Genomic DNA, 16,576 nt, shown 5'->3' on the forward strand with positions numbered 1-16,576 from the left:
GCCGGGATAGTCTGGCAACCGTACCTATCGCGGGAGTCCGGCGCACCGGGCTGAGAGGGAGGCTGTCCGGCCTCCGACCGTACGAACCTGATCCGGGTCATGCCGGCGAAGGGAGGGGCTGGACGCCCATGCACTCGTCTCGAAAGGGATCCGACGTCCTCGTCATCGGGGGCGGCATCATCGGCCTGGTCACCGCCTGGCGGGCGGCGGCCCGCGGACTGAGCACCGTACTCGCCGACCCGGCACCGGGCGGCGGCGCCGCCCGGGTCGCGGCCGGCATGCTCGCCCCGGTCACCGAACTGCACTACGGCGAGGAGGCCCTCCTCGGGCTCGGTCTCGCCTCCGCCGAACGCTATCCGCGGTTCGCCGCCGAGCTCGCGCAGGCGGGCGGCGGCATGGACATCGGCTACCGCGCCTGCGGCACCCTCGCCGTCGCCCTCGACGCCGACGACCGCCTCCACCTGCGCGAACTGCACGCCCTCCAGCGCCGCTGCGGCCTGGAGTCCGCATGGCTCACCGGCCGCGAGTGCCGCCGTCTGGAACCCATGCTCGCCCCGGGCGTGCGCGGCGGACTGCGCGTCGACGGCGACCACCAGGTCGACCCGCGCCGGCTCGCGGCCGCCCTGCTGGCCGCTTGCGAAGGCGCCGGGGTGACCGTCCACCGGGCGGCCGCCGAACAGCTGCTCACCACCGCGGACCGGGCGACCGGCGCCCTCCTCGACGACGGTACGGAGCTGCGCGCCGACCAGGTGGTCCTGGCCGCGGGTTCGCTCAGCGGCAGGCTGGCGGGCGTACCCGCCGAGGTGCTGCCGCCCGTGCGGCCGGTCAAGGGTCAGGTGCTGCGGCTCGCCGTGCCCCCCGCCTACGCGCCCTTCCTCTCCCGCACCGTACGGGCGGTCGTGCGCGGCAGCCACGTCTACCTCGTGCCCCGCGAGAACGGCGAACTCGTCATCGGCGCCACCAGCGAGGAACTCGGCTGGGACACCACCGTCACCGCGGGCGGGGTCTACGAACTCCTGCGCGACGCGCACGAACTGGTACCCGGCATCACCGAACTCCCGCTCACCGAGACCCGGGCGGGGCTGCGTCCCGGCTCGCCCGACAACGCCCCCCTGCTGGGCCCGACCGACCTGCCCGGCCTGCACCTGGCCACCGGGCACTACCGCAACGGGGTGCTGCTGACCCCGCTCACCGGCGAGGTGATGGCCGAGCTGCTGGTCACCGGCGAACTGCCCGAGATCGCACGCCCCTTCGCCCCCCGACGCTTCTCCGCCGCACGTCAGGAGTCGTACGCATGACCATCTCCGTCAACGGCGAGCCGCGCGAGGTCGCGGCCGACACCACGCTCGACACCGTCGTCGCCGACCTGACCGCGGCCGCCTCCGGGGTGGCCGCCGCACTCAACGAGACCGTGGTCCCGCGCGGCCAGTGGCCGGCCACCCCCGTGGGCGACGGCGACCGCGTGGAGATCCTCACCGCGGTCCAGGGAGGCTGACCGGCATGGCCGACGACCTCTTCACCCTGGGCGACCGGACCTTCTCCTCCCGCCTGATCATGGGCACGGGCGGCGCCCCGAGCCTGGACGTGCTGGAACGCGCCCTGGTCGCGTCCGGCACCGAACTCACCACCGTGGCCATGCGCCGCCTGGACCCGACGGTGCAGGGCTCCGTCCTCTCCGTCCTGACCCGGCTCGGCATCTCGGTCCTGCCCAACACCGCGGGCTGCTTCACCGCGGGCGAGGCCGTCCTCACCGCCCGGCTCGCGCGGGAGGCCCTCGGCACCGACTGGATCAAGCTGGAGGTGGTCGCGGACGAACGGACCCTCCTGCCCGACGGTGTCGAACTGCTGGACGCCGCCGAGGTCCTGGTGGACGAGGGCTTCACCGTCCTGCCGTACACCAACGACGATCCCGTGCTCGCGCGCAAGCTGGAGGACGTGGGCTGCGCGGCGATCATGCCGCTCGGCTCCCCCATCGGATCCGGGATGGGCATCCGCAACCCGCACAACTTCGAGCTCATCACGGAGCGCGCGGGGGTCCCGGTGATCCTGGACGCGGGAGCGGGCACGGCGTCGGACGCCGCGCTGGCGATGGAACTGGGCTGCGCGGCGGTGATGCTGGCCTCGGCCGTGACCCGGGCACAGGAGCCGGTCCTGATGGCATCCGCCATGCGGGACGCCGTCTCGGCGGGCCGCCTGGCCTTCCGGGCGGGCCGCATCCCCCAGCGCCGCTTCGCCGAGGCCTCCTCCCCCACGGAGGGCCGGGCCGCCCTGGACCCGGAACGCCCGGCGTTCTGACCCGAGCGCCCCCGGACGTCCCGAGGTCCCGGAGCCCGGCGCGCCCTGCGGCGCCGAGCGTGCTGGTCACCGGCCCCGGGGCGGGCGGGCGGCCGCCGGTCCCCGGCGGGGAGCCGAGGGGTGGGAGCCCCGCCCCGCCCCCTCCCCCACGTCACAGCTGCGCTGCAAGGCGACCCGCCCCCGCCGGGGGCCCGGCGTCGGCTCGTAGAATCGCCGGGTGGATACGACCCTGGAAGACCCGCTCGTCGGGCGCGTGCTCGACGACCGCTACCGCATCGATGCCCGCATCGCGGCCGGCGGCATGGCCACGGTCTACCGGGCCGTCGACACCCGCCTGGACCGGATCCTCGCCCTGAAGGTGATGCATCCGGCGCTCGCCTCCGACGCCGCCTTCGTCGACCGGTTCATCCGCGAGGCGAAGTCCGTGGCGCGCCTCGCGCACCCCAACGTGGTCGCCGTGTTCGACCAGGGCACGGACGGGCCGTACGTCTACCTGGCGATGGAGTACGTCTCCGGCTGCACCCTGCGCGACGTGCTGCGCGAGCGCGGCGCGCTCCAGCCCCGGGCGGCCCTCGACATCCTCGAACCCGTCCTCGCCGCCCTCGGCGCCGCCCACCGGGCCGGCTTCGTGCACCGCGACATGAAGCCCGAGAACGTCCTGATCGGCGACGACGGCCGGGTCAAGGTCGCCGACTTCGGCCTGGTCCGGTCCGTCGACTCGGTGACCAACACCACCGGCTCGGTCCTCGGAACCGTCTCCTACCTGGCCCCCGAGCAGATCGAGAGCGGGATCGCCGACACGCGGGCGGACGTCTACGCCTGCGGTGTCGTCCTGTACGAGATGCTCACCGGCTCCAAGCCCCACCTCGGCGACTCCCCCGCGCAGGTGCTCTACCAGCACCTGCACGAGGACGTCCCGGCCCCGTCCACCGCCGTCCCCGGACTGCCGGCCGGGCTCGACGCTCTCGTGGCGTCCGCCACCGCCCGCACCCCCGACCTGCGCCCCTACGACGCGGCCGCCCTGCTCGGCCTCACCCGTGAGGCCCGCGCCGGGCTCACCGACGTCGAGCTGGACGCCGTACCGCCGCAGGCGTACGCGGTGGAGCGGTCGTCGGCGGAGGACCGCACCGGCGTGATCCCGCGCCCGGTGACCGCGGAGCCCCTGAACCTCACCTCCCGGTTCGAGACGCCCCCGCTGGACCCGCCCGCCCCGCCCGTGCGCCGTGCGGCGCCGGCCCGGCGTCCGCGCCGCGGCGTGCTGCTGGTGGTCGTCGGCGTACTGCTGGCGCTGGGCATCGGTACGGGTGTCTGGTACATCAACTCCGGCCAGTTCACCAAGGTCCCCAATCTGCTCGGCAAGACCGAGGAGCAGGCCCGCGCCCAGCTGTCCGAAGCCGGGCTCGGCGTGAAGGGGGTCGACCGCAGGTTCAGCGACGCCTTCGAGCGCGGGACCGTGATGAACACCGATCCCGCGGGCGGCCGGCGGATCCGCGGCAACGGCGCGGTGACGATCACGATCTCCCGCGGCCCCGAGGTCGTCTCCGTGCCGAACCTCAGGGGCAGGCCCCTGGAGGAGGCCAAGGAGGAGCTGACCAGGACCGGGCTGGCTCCCGGGATGGTCACCCAGGCCTTCAGCCAGGACGTCGCCCAGGGCTCGGTGATCAGCACCAACCCGGCGGGCGGCGAGAAGCGGGCCCCCGACACGGCGGTCTCGTTCGTCGTCAGCAAGGGCCGGCCGGTGCCGGTGCCGGGTGTGACGGGTCTGCCCTTCGAGCAGGCGAAGGCCACTCTGGAGGGGCTGGGCCTCAAGGTCGCCACGGCTCCCGAGCAGGTGAACGCGCCGTCGGATCCGGGGACGGTCGCCAACCAGTCGATCGGCGCCGGCACCCAGGCGGCGGCCGGGGACACGGTCACCCTGACCGTGTCGAAGGGCCCGCGCCAGCTCCCGGTCCCGAACGTGGTCGGCCAGGACGTGGACACGGCCCGCAAGACCCTGGAGGCGGCGGGCTTCAAGGTGAAGGTGGACCGCCCGCTGATCTCCTTCAGCAGGACCGTGGACGCGCAGTCGGTGCTGGGCGGGCAGACCGCCGCCGAGGGTCTCACGATCACCATCCGGATCAAGGGACTGTAGGCGCACGTGGAACGCAATCCGGTGGGCGGGCACGTCCCCGTCGCGGGCGGTCTGGCCTCGGTCGGGCTGACGTACGCCCGGGAGATGGGCGCCGAGGTCGTCCAGGTCTTCGTCGCCAATCCGCGCGGCTGGGCCACCCCGGTCGGCAGTCCCGCGCAGGACGAGCGGTTCCGCGAGGAGTGCGCCCGGGAGGACATCCCGGCGTACGTCCACGCCCCCTACCTGATCAACTTCGGCTCGCACACCGCCGCCACCGTGGAGAAGTCGGTGGAGTCCCTGCGCCACTCGCTGCGCCGGGCACGGCAGATCGGTGCGCTCGGGGTGGTCGTCCACACCGGCTCGGCGACCGGCGGGCGCCCGCGGGAGGCGGCGTACGCGCAGGTCAGGGAGTACATGCTGCCGCTGCTGGACGAGCTGACGCATGACGACGACCCGTACCTGCTGCTGGAGTCGACGGCCGGGCAGGGCTCCTCGCTGTGCTCGCTCGCCGAGGACTTCGGCCCGTACTTCGATGCGCTGGAGCACCATCCGAAGCTGGGGATCTGCCTGGACACGTGCCACATCTTCGCGGCCGGTCACGACCTGGCGGAGCCGGGCGGGACGAAGCTCACGCTGGACCTGCTGGTGGACACCGTCGGCGAGGGCCGGCTGAAGCTGGTCCACGCCAACGACTCCAAGGAGGGCGTGGGCGCGCACAAGGACCGGCACGCGAACGTCGGGCAGGGCCACATCGGCCGGGACGCCTTCGCCGAGCTGTTCACGCACCCGGCGATGGACGGCGTTCCGCTGGTCATCGAGACGCCCGGCGGCAAGGAAGGGCATGCGGCGGACGTGGCGCTGCTCAAGGAGCTGCGCGGCCCGCGGTGATCCGGCGCGGCGGGCCCGCGCCGCCGGCGCCGGTCCGCGTACGGCCGTCCGGGGGACTCCCGCCGCGGGCACTCCTTCGACCGTCGTCGTGAGCCGACCGGCAGGACACCCTCAGAACTCGGGGCCCTCCCCCGGCTCCTCCTGGTACGAGTAGCGCTGCTCGCGCCAGGGGTCGCCGATGTTGTGGTAGCCGCGCTCCTCCCAGAAGCCGCGGCGGTCGGCGGTCATGTACTCGATGCCGCGAACCCACTTGGGGCCCTTCCAGGCGTACAGGTGCGGGACCACGAGCCGGACCGGGAAACCGTGCTCGGCGGTGAGCAGTTCGCCGCCCTGATGGGTGGCGAAGACGGTCCGGTCGGAGGCGAAGTCGGCCAGCCGCAGGTTGGAGCTGAAGCCGTACTCGGCCCACACCATCACGTGGGTGACCTGCGGCGCGGGAGGGGCCAGGGCGAGCACTTCGCGGGCGAGCACACCGCCCCATTCGGCGCCCGGCATGCTGAACTTCGTGACGCAGTGCAGGTCCGCCACGACGGAGGAGAACGGCAGGGCCGTGAACTCCTCGTGGTTCCAGCAGTGCTTGTCGCCGTCGGCGGTGGCGCCGAAGACGCGGAACTCCCAGCGGTCCGGCTTGAACTTGGGCACGGGACCGTAGTGGGTGACCGGCCAGCCCTTCTGCAGCCGCTGCCCCGGTGGAAGCTCCAGCTGCTCTGCTCCCGGAGATTCCCGGCTTTCCGGCTGACCCATGACTCCATGGTGACAGACTGGGCAGGGTGGTCATGACCAGGCCGAGGCCGATTCGGGCAAGTCACGGCAACTCCCACTAAGGAGGCACTTACTGGACGGCCCCCAGTGGCGGTGCAAGGATGCGCGCAACTGCCCCGTCACATAGCTGACATTGCCTGGAAGGAGCCTCTGCGATGCAGGGCGACCCCGAGGTCCTTGAGTTTCTGAACGAGCAGCTGACCGGCGAGCTGACGGCCATCAACCAGTACTGGCTGCACTACCGCATCCAGGACAACAAGGGCTGGACCAAGCTCGCCAAGTACACGCGTGAAGAGTCCATCGACGAGATGAAGCACGCGGACAAGATCACCGAGCGGATCCTGATGCTCGACGGTCTGCCGAACTACCAGCGCCTCTTCCACGTGCGCGTCGGGCAGACGATCACCGAGATGTTCCAGGCGGACCGCCAGGTCGAGGTCGAGGCCATCGACCGGCTGAAGCGGGGCATCGAGGTCATGCGCGGGAAGGGCGACATCACGTCGGCCCGGCTCTTCGAGGAGATCCTGGAGGACGAGGAGCACCACATCGACTACCTCGACACCCAGCTGGAACTCATCGAGTCCCTGGGCGAGGCGCTCTACATCGCGCAGCTCATCGAGCAGCCGAGCTGACCTCCGAGCCGGTCCCCGGGAGAGCCGTTCCGGGAGCCGTGACCGGTCCCCGAGCAGCCCGCGGGCCGCTTACGCCGCTTCCGCCAGTTCGGGCGAGCGCACCGGCTCCGGCTCCGCGGCGAGCACGGACACCGCGTCGCCCTTCGCCAGCAGCTCCCTGCGCGGGCAGGCCCCGCGGCCGAGGATGCCCTGGATGGTGCGCACGCAGGAACCGCAGTCGGTGCCGGCCTTGGTGGCCGAGGCGATCTGGCGGGGCGTGCAGGCCCCGGCAGCCGCGTGTTCCTTGACCTGCTTGTCGGTGATCCCGAAGCAAGAGCAGACGTACACGCGGTTCACCTCCTGGCGCTGAGTGGTCCTGAGTGGTGCGGCGAGCCATCCCCTATTCGGTGAGGCTTACCTAACCGTACCCAAAGTTAGGGTGACCTAAAAGCCCCGGGTACGACAGTGGGGCGCGGATCACATCGATCCGCGCCCCACAGCCGTAGGAACACACCTACTGATCGCGACGACTAGTCGCGGTAGAGCTCCGCCACCAGGAAGGCCAGGTCGAGCGACTGGCTGCGGTTGAGCCGCGGGTCGCAGGCCGTCTCGTAGCGCTGGTGCAGGTCGTCGACGAAGATCTCGTCGCCGCCGCCCACGCACTCGGTGACGTCGTCACCGGTGAGCTCGACGTGGATGCCGCCCGGGTGGGTGCCGAGGCCCTTGTGGACCTCGAAGAAGCCCTTGACCTCGTCGAGCACGTCGTCGAAACGGCGCGTCTTGTGGCCCGAGGCCGCCTCGAAGGTGTTGCCGTGCATCGGGTCGGTGACCCAGCCGACGATCGCGCCGGAGGCGGTGACCTTCTCGACCAGCTCGGGGAGCCTGTCGCGGACCTTGTCGGCGCCCATCCGGACGACGAAGGTCAGCCGGCCCGGCTCGCGCTCGGGGTCCAGGCGGTCGACGTACGTCAGCGCCTCGTCCACCGTGGTGGTGGGGCCGAGCTTGATGCCGATCGGGTTGGCGATCTGCGAGCAGAACTCGATGTGCGCGTGGTCCAGCTGGCGGGTGCGCTCACCGATCCAGACCATGTGGCCGGAGGTGTCGTACAGCTTGCCGGTGCGCGAGTCGGTGCGCGTCAGCGCGCCCTCGTAGTCGAGCAGCAGCGCCTCGTGGGAGGCGTAGAACTCGACCGCCTTGAACTCGGCCGGGTCGGTGCCACAGGCCTTCATGAAGTTCAGCGCGTTGTCGATCTCCCGGGCCAGCTGCTCGTACCGCTGGCCGGACGGGGAGGACTTCACGAAGTCCTGGTTCCAGGCGTGCACCTGGCGCAGGTCGGCGTAACCACCGGTGGTGAAGGCGCGCACCAGGTTGAGCGTGGAGGCGGAGGCGTTGTACATGCGCTTCAGCCGCTCGGGGTCCGGGACGCGGGCCTCTTCGGTGAAGGCGAAGCCGTTGACGGAGTCACCGCGGTAGGTCGGCAGGGTGACGCCGTCGCGGGTCTCGGTGTCCTTGGAGCGCGGCTTGGAGTACTGGCCGGCGATGCGGCCGACCTTGACGACCGGCACCGAGGCCGCGTACGTCAGTACGGCGCTCATCTGGAGCAGCGTCTTCAGCTTGGCTCGGATGTGGTCGGCGGAGACACCGTCGAAGGCCTCGGCGCAGTCGCCGCCCTGGAGCAGGAACGCCTCGCCCTTGGCGACGGCTCCCAGACGGGCGCGCAGCTGGTCGCACTCACCCGCGAAAACAAGCGGAGGATACGACTCGAGGTCCGCGACGACAGCGCGCAGAGCCTCGGCATCGGGGTACGAAGGCTGCTGCGCCGCGGGAAGGTCTCGCCAGGTCGCCTTGGCGGCGGGGGCTTGGTTTTCAGCGTTCACGGTCACCTCGTACACATTACGGCGTTACGGGAGGCGTCCGGCCCCCCGCCCACAACGTGAGACGGATTTCTCGAAGGCCGTGGAGGCCCGACGGAACGGAATCCATGGTTCGGCTCCGGGTCCGGGAGGGATCCGGCGCGGGGACGCCGCTCTGGGCTATGGTTCACCGCATGTACGCGCTCACGAACCAGAACTGGTGGTGGCCCGCTCCCGGCGGCCCACTTCCTGCGCGTACCTGACGACACGCACACGACGCGAAGGCCGCCCCGAGGGGCGGCCTTCCGCGTTCCCGGCCCGCGCGCCGGCCGCGAGAGCCGCTCCTCCCCCCGACGGAAGGACGCTCCGCCCATGGACACCACCCGACCGAACCGACCTGCGGCGCCCGGCCCACTGGGCCGGCTGCTCGACGACGCCTGCCCGCCGTTCGCCCTGCTGCGGAGGCGGACCCCCGGCCGCGACCACGACACCGTCGAAGTGCTCCTCGGCCCGGTCCGCGAGGCCGAGCGCCTCGCCGACCTGCCCGTCGGCCCGCTGCCCACCCTCGCGCTCGTGCCCTTCCGGCAGATCCGGGAGCGCGGGTTCGACGTACGCGACGACGGCACGCCGCTGAGCGCGCTGGTCGCCGAGGAGGTGTACGAGATTCCGCTCACCGAGGCGCTGGCCGCGCTGCCGGGGCACGCGGTACGGGTCGACGGCGGCGGTTTCGACGTCTCCGACAGGCAGTACGCGGACACGGTCGAGCGGGTGATCCGGGACGAGATCGGCCGGGGCGAGGGTGCGAACTTCGTCATCCGGCGCACCTTCGAGGGCCGGATCGACGGCTTCGGCCGGGCGGACGCCCTGGCCCTGTTCCGGCGGCTGCTGGAGGGCGAGCGGGGCGCGTACTGGACGTACGTCGTCCACACCGGCGAGCGCACCCTGGTCGGGGCCAGCCCCGAGGTCCATGTGCGGATGGCCGGGGGCACGGTCGTGATGAACCCGATCAGCGGGACGTACCGCCATCCCGCCACGGGGCCGACCGCCGACTCGCTCCTCGCCTTCCTCGGCGACCGCAAGGAGACCGAGGAGCTGTCGATGGTCGTCGACGAGGAACTGAAGATGATGTGCACGGTCGGGGACCGGGGCGGGGTGGTCGTCGGGCCGCGGCTGAAGGAGATGGCCCACCTCACGCACACCGAGTACGAGCTGCGCGGGCGCTCCTCGCTGGACGTGCGGGAGGTGCTGCGGGAGACGATGTTCGCGGCGACGGTCACGGGCTCGCCGGTGCAGAACGCCTGCCGGGTGATCGAGCGGTACGAGAGCGGTGGGCGCGGCTACTACGCGGGCGCGCTGGCCCTCCTGGGCCTGGACCCCGCGGGGTCGCAGACGCTCGACTCCCCGATCCTGATCCGGACGGCCGACATCGCCCGGGACGGACGGCTGCGGGTGCCGGTGGGCGCCACGCTGGTACGCCACTCGGATCCGGCGGGCGAGGTCGCGGAGACGCACGCGAAGGCGGCGGGGGTGCTGGCGGCGCTCGGGGTGCGGCCGGCGGCGCCCCGGCCGCCGTCCGGGGGCGCGCGGCCGGCCGACGATCCCCGGGTGCGGGCGGCCCTGGCCGCCCGGCGGGCCGACCTGGCCCCCTTCTGGCTGCGGATGCAGGAGCGGCCGGCCGCTCCGACGGGCCGTGCGCTGGTGGTGGACGGCGAGGACACCTTCACGGCGATGCTGGCGCACGTGCTGCGGGTGGCCGGGCCGGCGGTGACCGTACGGCGCTTCGACGAGCCGGGGCTGCGGGAGACCGCCCTGGCCTGGGAGGGGCCGATCGTGCTGGGCCCCGGCCCGGGCGACCCAGGGGACTGCGCCGACCCGAAGATGCGTCTGCTGCGCGGGCTGGCGGCCGAGCTGCTGGCCGGGCACCGTCACGGCCTGCTCGGGGTGTGCCTCGGGCACGAGCTGCTCGCCGCCGAGCTGGGTCTGCCCCTGGTCCGCAAGGCGGAGCCGGCCCAGGGCGCACAGACCCGGATCGGGCTGTTCGGGGCCGAGGAGGTGGTCGGCTTCTACAACACATACACCGCGCAGTGCGACGACGCGGGCGCGGCCCGGCTGGCGGAGGCGGGCGTGGAGGTGTCCCGCGACCCGGTGACCGGGGAGGTCCACGCGCTCCGCTCGGCCGGCGGCGGCTTCGCGGGCGTGCAGTTCCACCCGGAGTCGGTCCTCACCCTGCGCGGCCCGGACCTGCTGCGCGACCTGCTCACCGCCGTCCGCGCGCCGACGGCCGGGCCGCGGAACTCCGGCCGTGTGTCCGCCCGCGCTCCCCGTGGGGCCGTTCGGTGAAGCGCGGGTGGACTCGCGGTGCGGCGGCCGGTGTTCAGCCGAAGAAGACGCCGGCCTCCTGGTAGAGGGCGGGGTCGACGGTCTTCAGCCTGGCCGTGGCGTCCGCGATCGGCACCCGGACGATGTCCGTGCCCTTCAACGCGACCATCTTCCCGAAGTCCCCCTCGTGCACGGCGTCGATCGCGTGCAGGCCGAACCGGGTCGCCAGCCACCGGTCGAAGGCGCTCGGGGTACCGCCGCGCTGGATGTGGCCGAGGACGGTCGTACGGGCTTCCTTGCCGGTCCGTTCCTCGATCTCCTTGGCCAGCCATTCGCCCACGCCGGACAGCCGGACGTGCCCGAAGGAGTCCTTGGTCCCGTCCTTGAGCACCATGTCGCCGTCCTTGGGCATCGCGCCCTCGGCGACCACGACGATCGGGGCGTAGCTCGCCTTGAACCGGGAGGTCACCCAGGCGCACACCTGGTCCACGTCGAAGCGCTGCTCGGGGATGAGGATGACGTTGGCGCCGCCGGCGAGCCCCGAGTGCAGGGCGATCCAGCCGGCGTGCCGGCCCATGACCTCGACGACGAGGACCCGCATGTGCGATTCGGCCGTGGTGTGCAGGCGGTCGATGGCCTCGGTCGCGATGCCGACGGCGGTGTCGAAGCCGAAGGTGTAGTCGGTCGCGGACAGGTCGTTGTCGATGGTCTTCGGCACGCCGACGCAGGGGATGCCGTATTCGTCGTGGAGGCGGGCGGCGACCCCGAGGGTGTCCTCGCCGCCGATCGCGACGAGCGCGTCCACCTCGTACTTGGCCAGGTTGTCCCTGATGTCGCGCACCCCGTTCTCCGTCGTGAACGGGTTGGTGCGGGAGGAGCCGAGGATGGTGCCGCCGCGGGGCAGGATGCCGCGGACGGCGGGGATGCCGAGGGGGACCGTGCGCCCCTCGACCGCTCCCCGCCAGCCGTCCTTGAACCCGACGAACGAGCAGCCGTACTCCTGCTCGCCCTTGCGGACGACGGCCCTGATCACCGCGTTGAGCCCGGGGCAGTCGCCGCCACCGGTCAGCACTCCGACCTTCATTGCATCTCCCTTCGCCATGACGGTCACGCTAGTGGTGACGCAGGTCACAGCAAGGGACCTGAAGGGGGCAATTCCGGTGGATTCGCGGGGCGTTGCGTACGCCCGTTCACTCGTACGGGGACGTAAGTACGATCGACGCCCGCGTGAGCGGCGGTCAGGCGTCGTCGAGACCGGCCTCTATGGCGTACCGGACGAGCTCCACCCGGTTGTGCAACTGCAGCTTGCCCAGGGTGTTCTGGACGTGGTTCTGCACGGTGCGGTGGGAGATGACCAGCCGTTCCGCGATCTGCTTGTACGAGAGCCCCTTGGCCACCAGCCGCAGCACCTCGGTCTCGCGGTCGGTCAGCTGCGGCGCCTTCGGCTCGTCGGAGGCCGTCGGCGCCGGGTCGGTGGCCAGGCGCCGGTACTCGCCGAGCACCAGCCCGGCCAGGCCCGGGGTGAAGACCGGGTCCCCGACGGCGGTGCGGCGGACGGCGTCGATCAGCTCCTCGGCGCCGGCGGACTTCAGCAGGTAGCCGGTCGCTCCGGACTTCACCGCCTCCAGGACGTCCGCGTGCTCACCGCTGGCCGACAGGACCAGGACCCGCAGCGCCGGGTTGGCGCCGACCAGCTCCTTGCAGACCTGCACGCCCGGCATGCCGGGCAGGTTGAGGTCGAGGACGAGGACGTCGGGGTTGACGGCGCGGGCCCGGCGTACCGCTTCGGGGCCGTCGCCGGCGGTGGCCACCACGTCGAGTCCGGCGGCGGCGAGGTCGCGGGCGACCGCGTCGCGCCACATCGGGTGGTCGTCGACGACCATCACCCTCGGCTCGCTCCGGTCCTGCGGCTGCTGCGGATCGTTCACTTCGGTGTGCTCGCTCACTTCTTGTCCGTCCTGCCCCTGGGTACCTTCAGTTCCACTTCGGTGCCCTGCCCGGGGACGGACACCAGGTCGGCGCTGCCGCCGAGGTCGCGCAGCCGGCCGCGGATCGACAGGGCCACGCCCATCCGGCCCTCGCCCTCCGCCTGGTCCAGGCGGCCCGCCGGGATGCCGGGGCCGTCGTCGCGGACGGTCACGATCACCTCGTCGCCCCAGTCCTCGACGAGGATCCAGGCCCTGGCCCCGTCCCCGGCGTGCTTGCGCACGTTGTCGAGGGCGGCGCCGACGGCCGCCGCCAGCTCCTTCGCGGCGGGCACGGGCAGCGGTACCGGAGTACCGGGCTCGGCGAAGCTCACCCGGGAGCCGGCGTGCGGGGCGAGGAGCGTGCGCAGGTCCAGCTCGCCGCCCTCCGCGCCGGGGCCGTCGTCCTCGTAGGTGTCCACCAGCGCGCCGCGCGACTCGTCGCGGGAGATCCGGGAGGGCCGCACCAGGCCGCTGGAGACGAGCGTGCGCAGGGCCACCTCCTGCTCCCCCGCCAGCCTGCCGAGCTCCTCCGCCTCGCCGCCCAGTTCGGTGCCGCGGCGCTGGACCATGGCGAGGACCTGGAGGACTCCGTCGTGGATGTCCCGGGCGAGGCGCTCCCGCTCGCGGGTGGCGGCTTCGATCTCCAGGGCGCGCGCGAGGGTGTTCTCGCTGGCCCGGGCGACCTCCACGACGTAGCCGATGGCCACGGAGGCGACCCAGACCAGCAGGACGTTGTGCAGGGTGTCCCGGGTGGGCTGGCCGGTGTGGATCACCATGTTGGCCATGGCCACGAAGGTGGAGGCGAAGCAGGCCCAGCGCCAGCCGCCCTTGATGGCGAAGCCCAGGACCGCGCCCGCCGTCCAGATGGTGGGGAGGGTGGGGCCGCCGGCGGTGATCCGCTCCTGGGTGTCGACGATCGGCGTGAGCAGGATCCCGACGATCGCGACGGTGAGGTCCGCGACCAGGAACCCCTTGGTGCAGCTGGCGGCGTTCGACACCTTGCGGTAGGTGGCGAGGGTCCACACGGCGAGCACCGCGAGGTAGCCGGCCGCGAGCCAGGGGTGCGGGAACTGCCGGTACGCGGAGGCGAACAGCAGCACCGCGTAGACCATGGTCAGCAGCCGGTACGCGGTCAGGGCGCGCCAGAGCGGCTGCTCGACCGACATGCGTACGACGCGTTCGCGTTTCGCCATCTCCCCCACCCCCTGCCGGGCGGTCCCACCGCCCGCGGCCCGCGCCGCTACTCGCCCTTGGCGGCCTTGTCGCCCTTGTCGCCCTTGTCCGCCCTGGCCGCCTTCTCGGCGTCCTTGGCCGCCTTCTCGGCGTCGGCGATCTGGCGCTTGGCCGCCGTCGCGTAGATGTCGACGTACTCCTGGCCGGAGAGCTTCATGATCTCGTACATGACCTCGTCGGTCACCGAGCGGAGGATGAAGCGGTCGTTGTCCATGCCGTGGTAGCGGCTGAAGTCCAGCGGCTTGCCGATCCGGATGCCCGGGCGCATGAGCTTGGGGATCACCTTGCCGGGCGGCTGGATCTTCTCCGTGTCGATCATCGCGACGGGGATCACGGGCGCGCCGGTGGCCAGTGCCACGCGGGCGAGGCCGCCGGGCTTGCCGCGGTAGAGGCGGCCGTCGGGTGAACGCGTGCCCTCGGGGTAGATACCGAACAGCTCACCGCGTTCGATGACCTCGATGCCGCTCTTGATGGCGGCCTCGCCGGCGCCGCGGGCGCCGGAGCGGTCCACCGGGAGCTGGCCGACGCCCTTGAAGAACGCGGCGGTCAGCTTGCCCTTGACTCCGGGGGAGGTGAAGTACTCCGCCTTCGCGATGAAGGTCACCTTCCGGTCCAGCACGGCCGGCAGGAAGAAGGAGTCGGAGAAGGACAGGTGGTTGCTCGCGAGGATCGCCGGCCCCTCCGCGGGAATGTTCTCGAGGCCCTCCACCCACGGCCTGAAAGCGAGTTTCAGGGAACCGCCGACGGAGAACTTCATTGCGCCGTAGATCAACTCGAAAGCCTTCCTGTGTCTGTCGAACAGACCTTATCCCGTGCCCCCGCCTGCAGGGGCCCGACGACCCTGGCCGGTGCCACCCCGGTCGCGTACGGTGAAGTCACACAGAGCAACGCACCCGCCCGAAGCACGCCATGATCAAGGAGACCCCTGGTGCCCGTCCTCCCTGGAGCCGAGCCGTTCCGCCACGAGGGCGGAGAGGTCGGCGTCCTCCTCTGCCACGGTTTCACCGGTTCCCCGCAGTCCCTCCGCCCCTGGGCCGAATACCTCGCCGGGCGGGGCCTGACGGTGTCGCTGCCGCTGCTGCCCGGGCACGGGACGCGCTGGCAGGACATGCAGCTCACGGGCTGGCAGGACTGGTACGCCGAGGTGGACCGCGCCCTGCGCGAGCTGCTGGACCGGTGCGAGCAGGTGTTCGTCTTCGGCCTGTCGATGGGTGGCGCGCTGACCCTGCGGCTGGCGGCCAAGCACGGGGACGCCATCAGCGGCATCGTGCTGGTCAACCCGGCCAACAAGGTCCACGACCCGCTGGCTCCCCTCCTTCCCGTCGCCCAGCACCTCATCCGCTCGACCCCCGGCATCGCCAGTGACATCGCGAAGCCGGGCGCGGTGGAGGTCGGCTACGACCGGGTCCCGACGCGGGCCGCGCACTCGCTGCGGAAGTTCCTGCAGCTGGTGGACGCCGAGCTGCCGCAGGTGACGCAGCCGCTGCTGCTCCTGCACAGCCCGCAGGACCACGTGGTGCCGCCCGCCGACTCGGCGCGGGTGCTGGCCCGGGTCTCGTCGACGGACGTCACGGAGACCCTGCTGGAACAGAGCTACCACGTCGCGACGTTGGACCATGACGCGGAGCGGATCTTCGCGGACAGTTTTGCGTTCGTCGGCCGACTGGCGGAGAGCGTGGGCAGGGAGGGGGCGGAGGCCGGTGGCTGAGCACGAGGAGCAGTCGGGCGGTATCCCGCCGCTGGACGAGGAAGCGGCGTGGGCCGCGATCGTGGCCGGGTACGGGCAGGAGCCGCCGGACCCGCCGGGGTCCCGGCCGTTCCGGCCCATCGAGAACCTCCTGCTGCCCGAGGAGGACGTCAAACCGCTGCCCGCGGAGCCGGACCCGGACGCCGAGTCCAAGTCCGAGCCCGAGCCGCCTGCCGCGCCGGCGCCCGCGCTGGGCAGTTCGGTGGTCTTCGCCCCGGGCGTGGGCATGGCGGGCCCGCGTGACCACTCGCTGGCGGAGCCGGACGACGACGACCTGACGTCGGCGGACGAGGGCCATTTCGTCCAGCCCGAGCCGGAGCTGCCGCCGGCGGACACGACGGCGAAGTTCGCGTGGCTCGCGGTGGTCGGGGGCCCGGTGCTCCTGCTGCTGGCGGTGCTGCTGCAGTGGGACATGACGTGGTGGCTGACGACGCTGGGCATCGGCGGCTTCCTGGGCGGTTTCGCGACGCTCGTCGCCCGCATGCAGCACGGCGACGACGAGGACGACGACCCGGGCCGCGGCGCGGTCGTCTGACCGACCCCGGCGGGGCTGCCCTCCGGCCCCGCCAGGGGGCACCTCTCAGCGGTGGCTGGGGAAGTTCGAGCCGCGCAGGCCCGGAGGCGGGCACCCCGCCCATCCAGCCCCGCCGCCGCTTGAGGCGCGCAGGCCCCGGGGCAGCGCCCCCTCTTTCCAGCCCCGCCGCCGCTTGAGCCGCGAAGCCCCGGGACAGCACCCCCTCTTTCCAGCCCCGCCGGCGTTTGAGGCGCGGGGGCTCGGGGGCAGCGCCCCC

16 protein-coding genes and 1 riboswitch are annotated in these 16,576 nt (G+C 72.4%); of the genes, 9 read left to right on the forward strand and 7 right to left on the reverse strand.

The annotated features are described in order from the left end of the window. The first annotated feature begins 19 nt into the window (after positions 1–19). Positions 20–131, forward strand: a riboswitch (TPP riboswitch). The 5 genes from thiO to ACIPXC_RS28330 all read left to right on the forward strand — a co-directional run bounded on the left by thiO (position 129) and on the right by ACIPXC_RS28330 (position 5,293). Beyond that, complete coding sequence (gene thiO / locus ACIPXC_RS28310) at positions 129–1,298, forward strand: glycine oxidase ThiO (RefSeq protein WP_401623754.1); 1,170 nt, start codon at positions 129–131, stop codon at positions 1,296–1,298. Its footprint overlaps the riboswitch before it by 3 nt. Continuing rightward, entirely contained in the window at positions 1,295–1,495 is a 201-nt protein-coding gene (gene thiS, locus ACIPXC_RS28315) for a sulfur carrier protein ThiS (protein WP_401623756.1), read from the forward strand. Before thiO ends, thiS begins: the two co-directional genes overlap by 4 nt. Positions 1,496–1,500: 5 nt before the next feature. Further along, the gene (locus ACIPXC_RS28320) at positions 1,501–2,295 is read left to right on the forward strand and encodes a thiazole synthase (protein WP_401623757.1); all 795 of its coding nucleotides are present in this window, start codon (positions 1,501–1,503) and stop codon (positions 2,293–2,295) included. A gap of 217 nt (positions 2,296–2,512) precedes the next feature. Then, positions 2,513–4,426 (forward strand): Stk1 family PASTA domain-containing Ser/Thr kinase, encoded by a 1,914-nt coding sequence (gene pknB, locus ACIPXC_RS28325; RefSeq protein ID WP_401623759.1) that lies wholly within the window; start codon positions 2,513–2,515, stop codon positions 4,424–4,426. A 6-nt stretch (positions 4,427–4,432) separates the two neighbouring features. Further along, positions 4,433–5,293, forward strand: a complete 861-nt coding sequence (locus ACIPXC_RS28330) for a deoxyribonuclease IV (protein WP_401623761.1) — start codon at positions 4,433–4,435, stop codon at positions 5,291–5,293. Between the two features lie 111 nt (positions 5,294–5,404). Here the strand turns inward: ACIPXC_RS28330 and ACIPXC_RS28335 are convergent, their stop codons facing one another. After that, positions 5,405–6,037, reverse strand: coding sequence for a sulfite oxidase-like oxidoreductase (locus ACIPXC_RS28335; protein WP_401623762.1), 633 nt, complete (start codon positions 6,035–6,037; stop codon positions 5,405–5,407). A 173-nt stretch (positions 6,038–6,210) separates the two neighbouring features. On the opposite strand from ACIPXC_RS28335, the gene bfr reads away from it, so the two are divergent. Further along, on the forward strand, positions 6,211–6,687 hold the full coding sequence (bfr, locus tag ACIPXC_RS28340) for a bacterioferritin (RefSeq protein ID WP_030037303.1): 477 nt from the start codon (positions 6,211–6,213) through the stop codon (positions 6,685–6,687). A gap of 69 nt (positions 6,688–6,756) precedes the next feature. On the opposite strand, the gene ACIPXC_RS28345 is transcribed toward bfr, so the two are convergent. Together ACIPXC_RS28345 and ACIPXC_RS28350 are read right to left on the reverse strand one after the other, a co-directional pair. Further along, a complete protein-coding gene (locus tag ACIPXC_RS28345; protein ID WP_401623763.1) occupies positions 6,757–7,023 on the reverse strand; it encodes a bacterioferritin-associated ferredoxin in 267 nt (88 codons plus the stop codon). 173 nt (positions 7,024–7,196) lie between these two features. Beyond that, positions 7,197–8,558, reverse strand: a complete 1,362-nt coding sequence (locus tag ACIPXC_RS28350) for a class II 3-deoxy-7-phosphoheptulonate synthase (protein WP_401623765.1) — start codon at positions 8,556–8,558, stop codon at positions 7,197–7,199. Positions 8,559–8,891: 333 nt separating this feature from the next. Here ACIPXC_RS28350 and ACIPXC_RS28355 point away from each other — a divergent pair, with 333 nt between their 5' ends. Next, the gene (locus tag ACIPXC_RS28355; protein WP_401623767.1) at positions 8,892–10,859 is read left to right on the forward strand and encodes an anthranilate synthase family protein; all 1,968 of its coding nucleotides are present in this window, start codon (positions 8,892–8,894) and stop codon (positions 10,857–10,859) included. Positions 10,860–10,893: 34 nt separating this feature from the next. On the opposite strand, the gene ACIPXC_RS28360 is transcribed toward ACIPXC_RS28355, so the two are convergent. The 4 genes from ACIPXC_RS28360 to ACIPXC_RS28375 form a co-directional block, all read right to left on the reverse strand. After that, positions 10,894–11,922 carry a 6-phosphofructokinase gene (locus ACIPXC_RS28360; RefSeq protein ID WP_401623803.1) on the reverse strand — a complete coding sequence of 343 codons (1,029 nt, stop codon included), beginning with the start codon at positions 11,920–11,922 and terminating at the stop codon, positions 10,894–10,896. A 154-nt stretch (positions 11,923–12,076) separates the two neighbouring features. Further along, positions 12,077–12,721 (reverse strand): response regulator transcription factor, encoded by a 645-nt coding sequence (locus ACIPXC_RS28365; protein ID WP_046775590.1) that lies wholly within the window; start codon positions 12,719–12,721, stop codon positions 12,077–12,079. A gap of 59 nt (positions 12,722–12,780) precedes the next feature. Next, a complete protein-coding gene (macS, locus tag ACIPXC_RS28370; RefSeq protein WP_401623769.1) occupies positions 12,781–13,998 on the reverse strand; it encodes a MacS family sensor histidine kinase in 1,218 nt (405 codons plus the stop codon). A 47-nt stretch (positions 13,999–14,045) separates the two neighbouring features. Then, positions 14,046–14,795: a lysophospholipid acyltransferase family protein gene (locus ACIPXC_RS28375; RefSeq protein ID WP_401623806.1), complete on the reverse strand. Its 750-nt coding sequence runs from the start codon at positions 14,793–14,795 to the stop codon at positions 14,046–14,048. 171 nt (positions 14,796–14,966) lie between these two features. Between ACIPXC_RS28375 and ACIPXC_RS28380 the strand changes: the two genes are divergently transcribed. Together ACIPXC_RS28380 and ACIPXC_RS28385 are read left to right on the forward strand one after the other, a co-directional pair. After that, positions 14,967–15,746: an alpha/beta hydrolase gene (locus ACIPXC_RS28380; RefSeq protein WP_401623771.1), complete on the forward strand. Its 780-nt coding sequence runs from the start codon at positions 14,967–14,969 to the stop codon at positions 15,744–15,746. Beyond that, complete coding sequence (locus ACIPXC_RS28385) at positions 15,739–16,320, forward strand: hypothetical protein (RefSeq protein WP_401623773.1); 582 nt, start codon at positions 15,739–15,741, stop codon at positions 16,318–16,320. Before ACIPXC_RS28380 ends, ACIPXC_RS28385 begins: the two co-directional genes overlap by 8 nt. Positions 16,321–16,576: the final 256 nt, after the last annotated feature.

This window comes from Streptomyces sp. NPDC090021 (assembly GCF_044748225.1).
Lineage (GTDB): Bacteria > Actinomycetota > Actinomycetes > Streptomycetales > Streptomycetaceae > Streptomyces.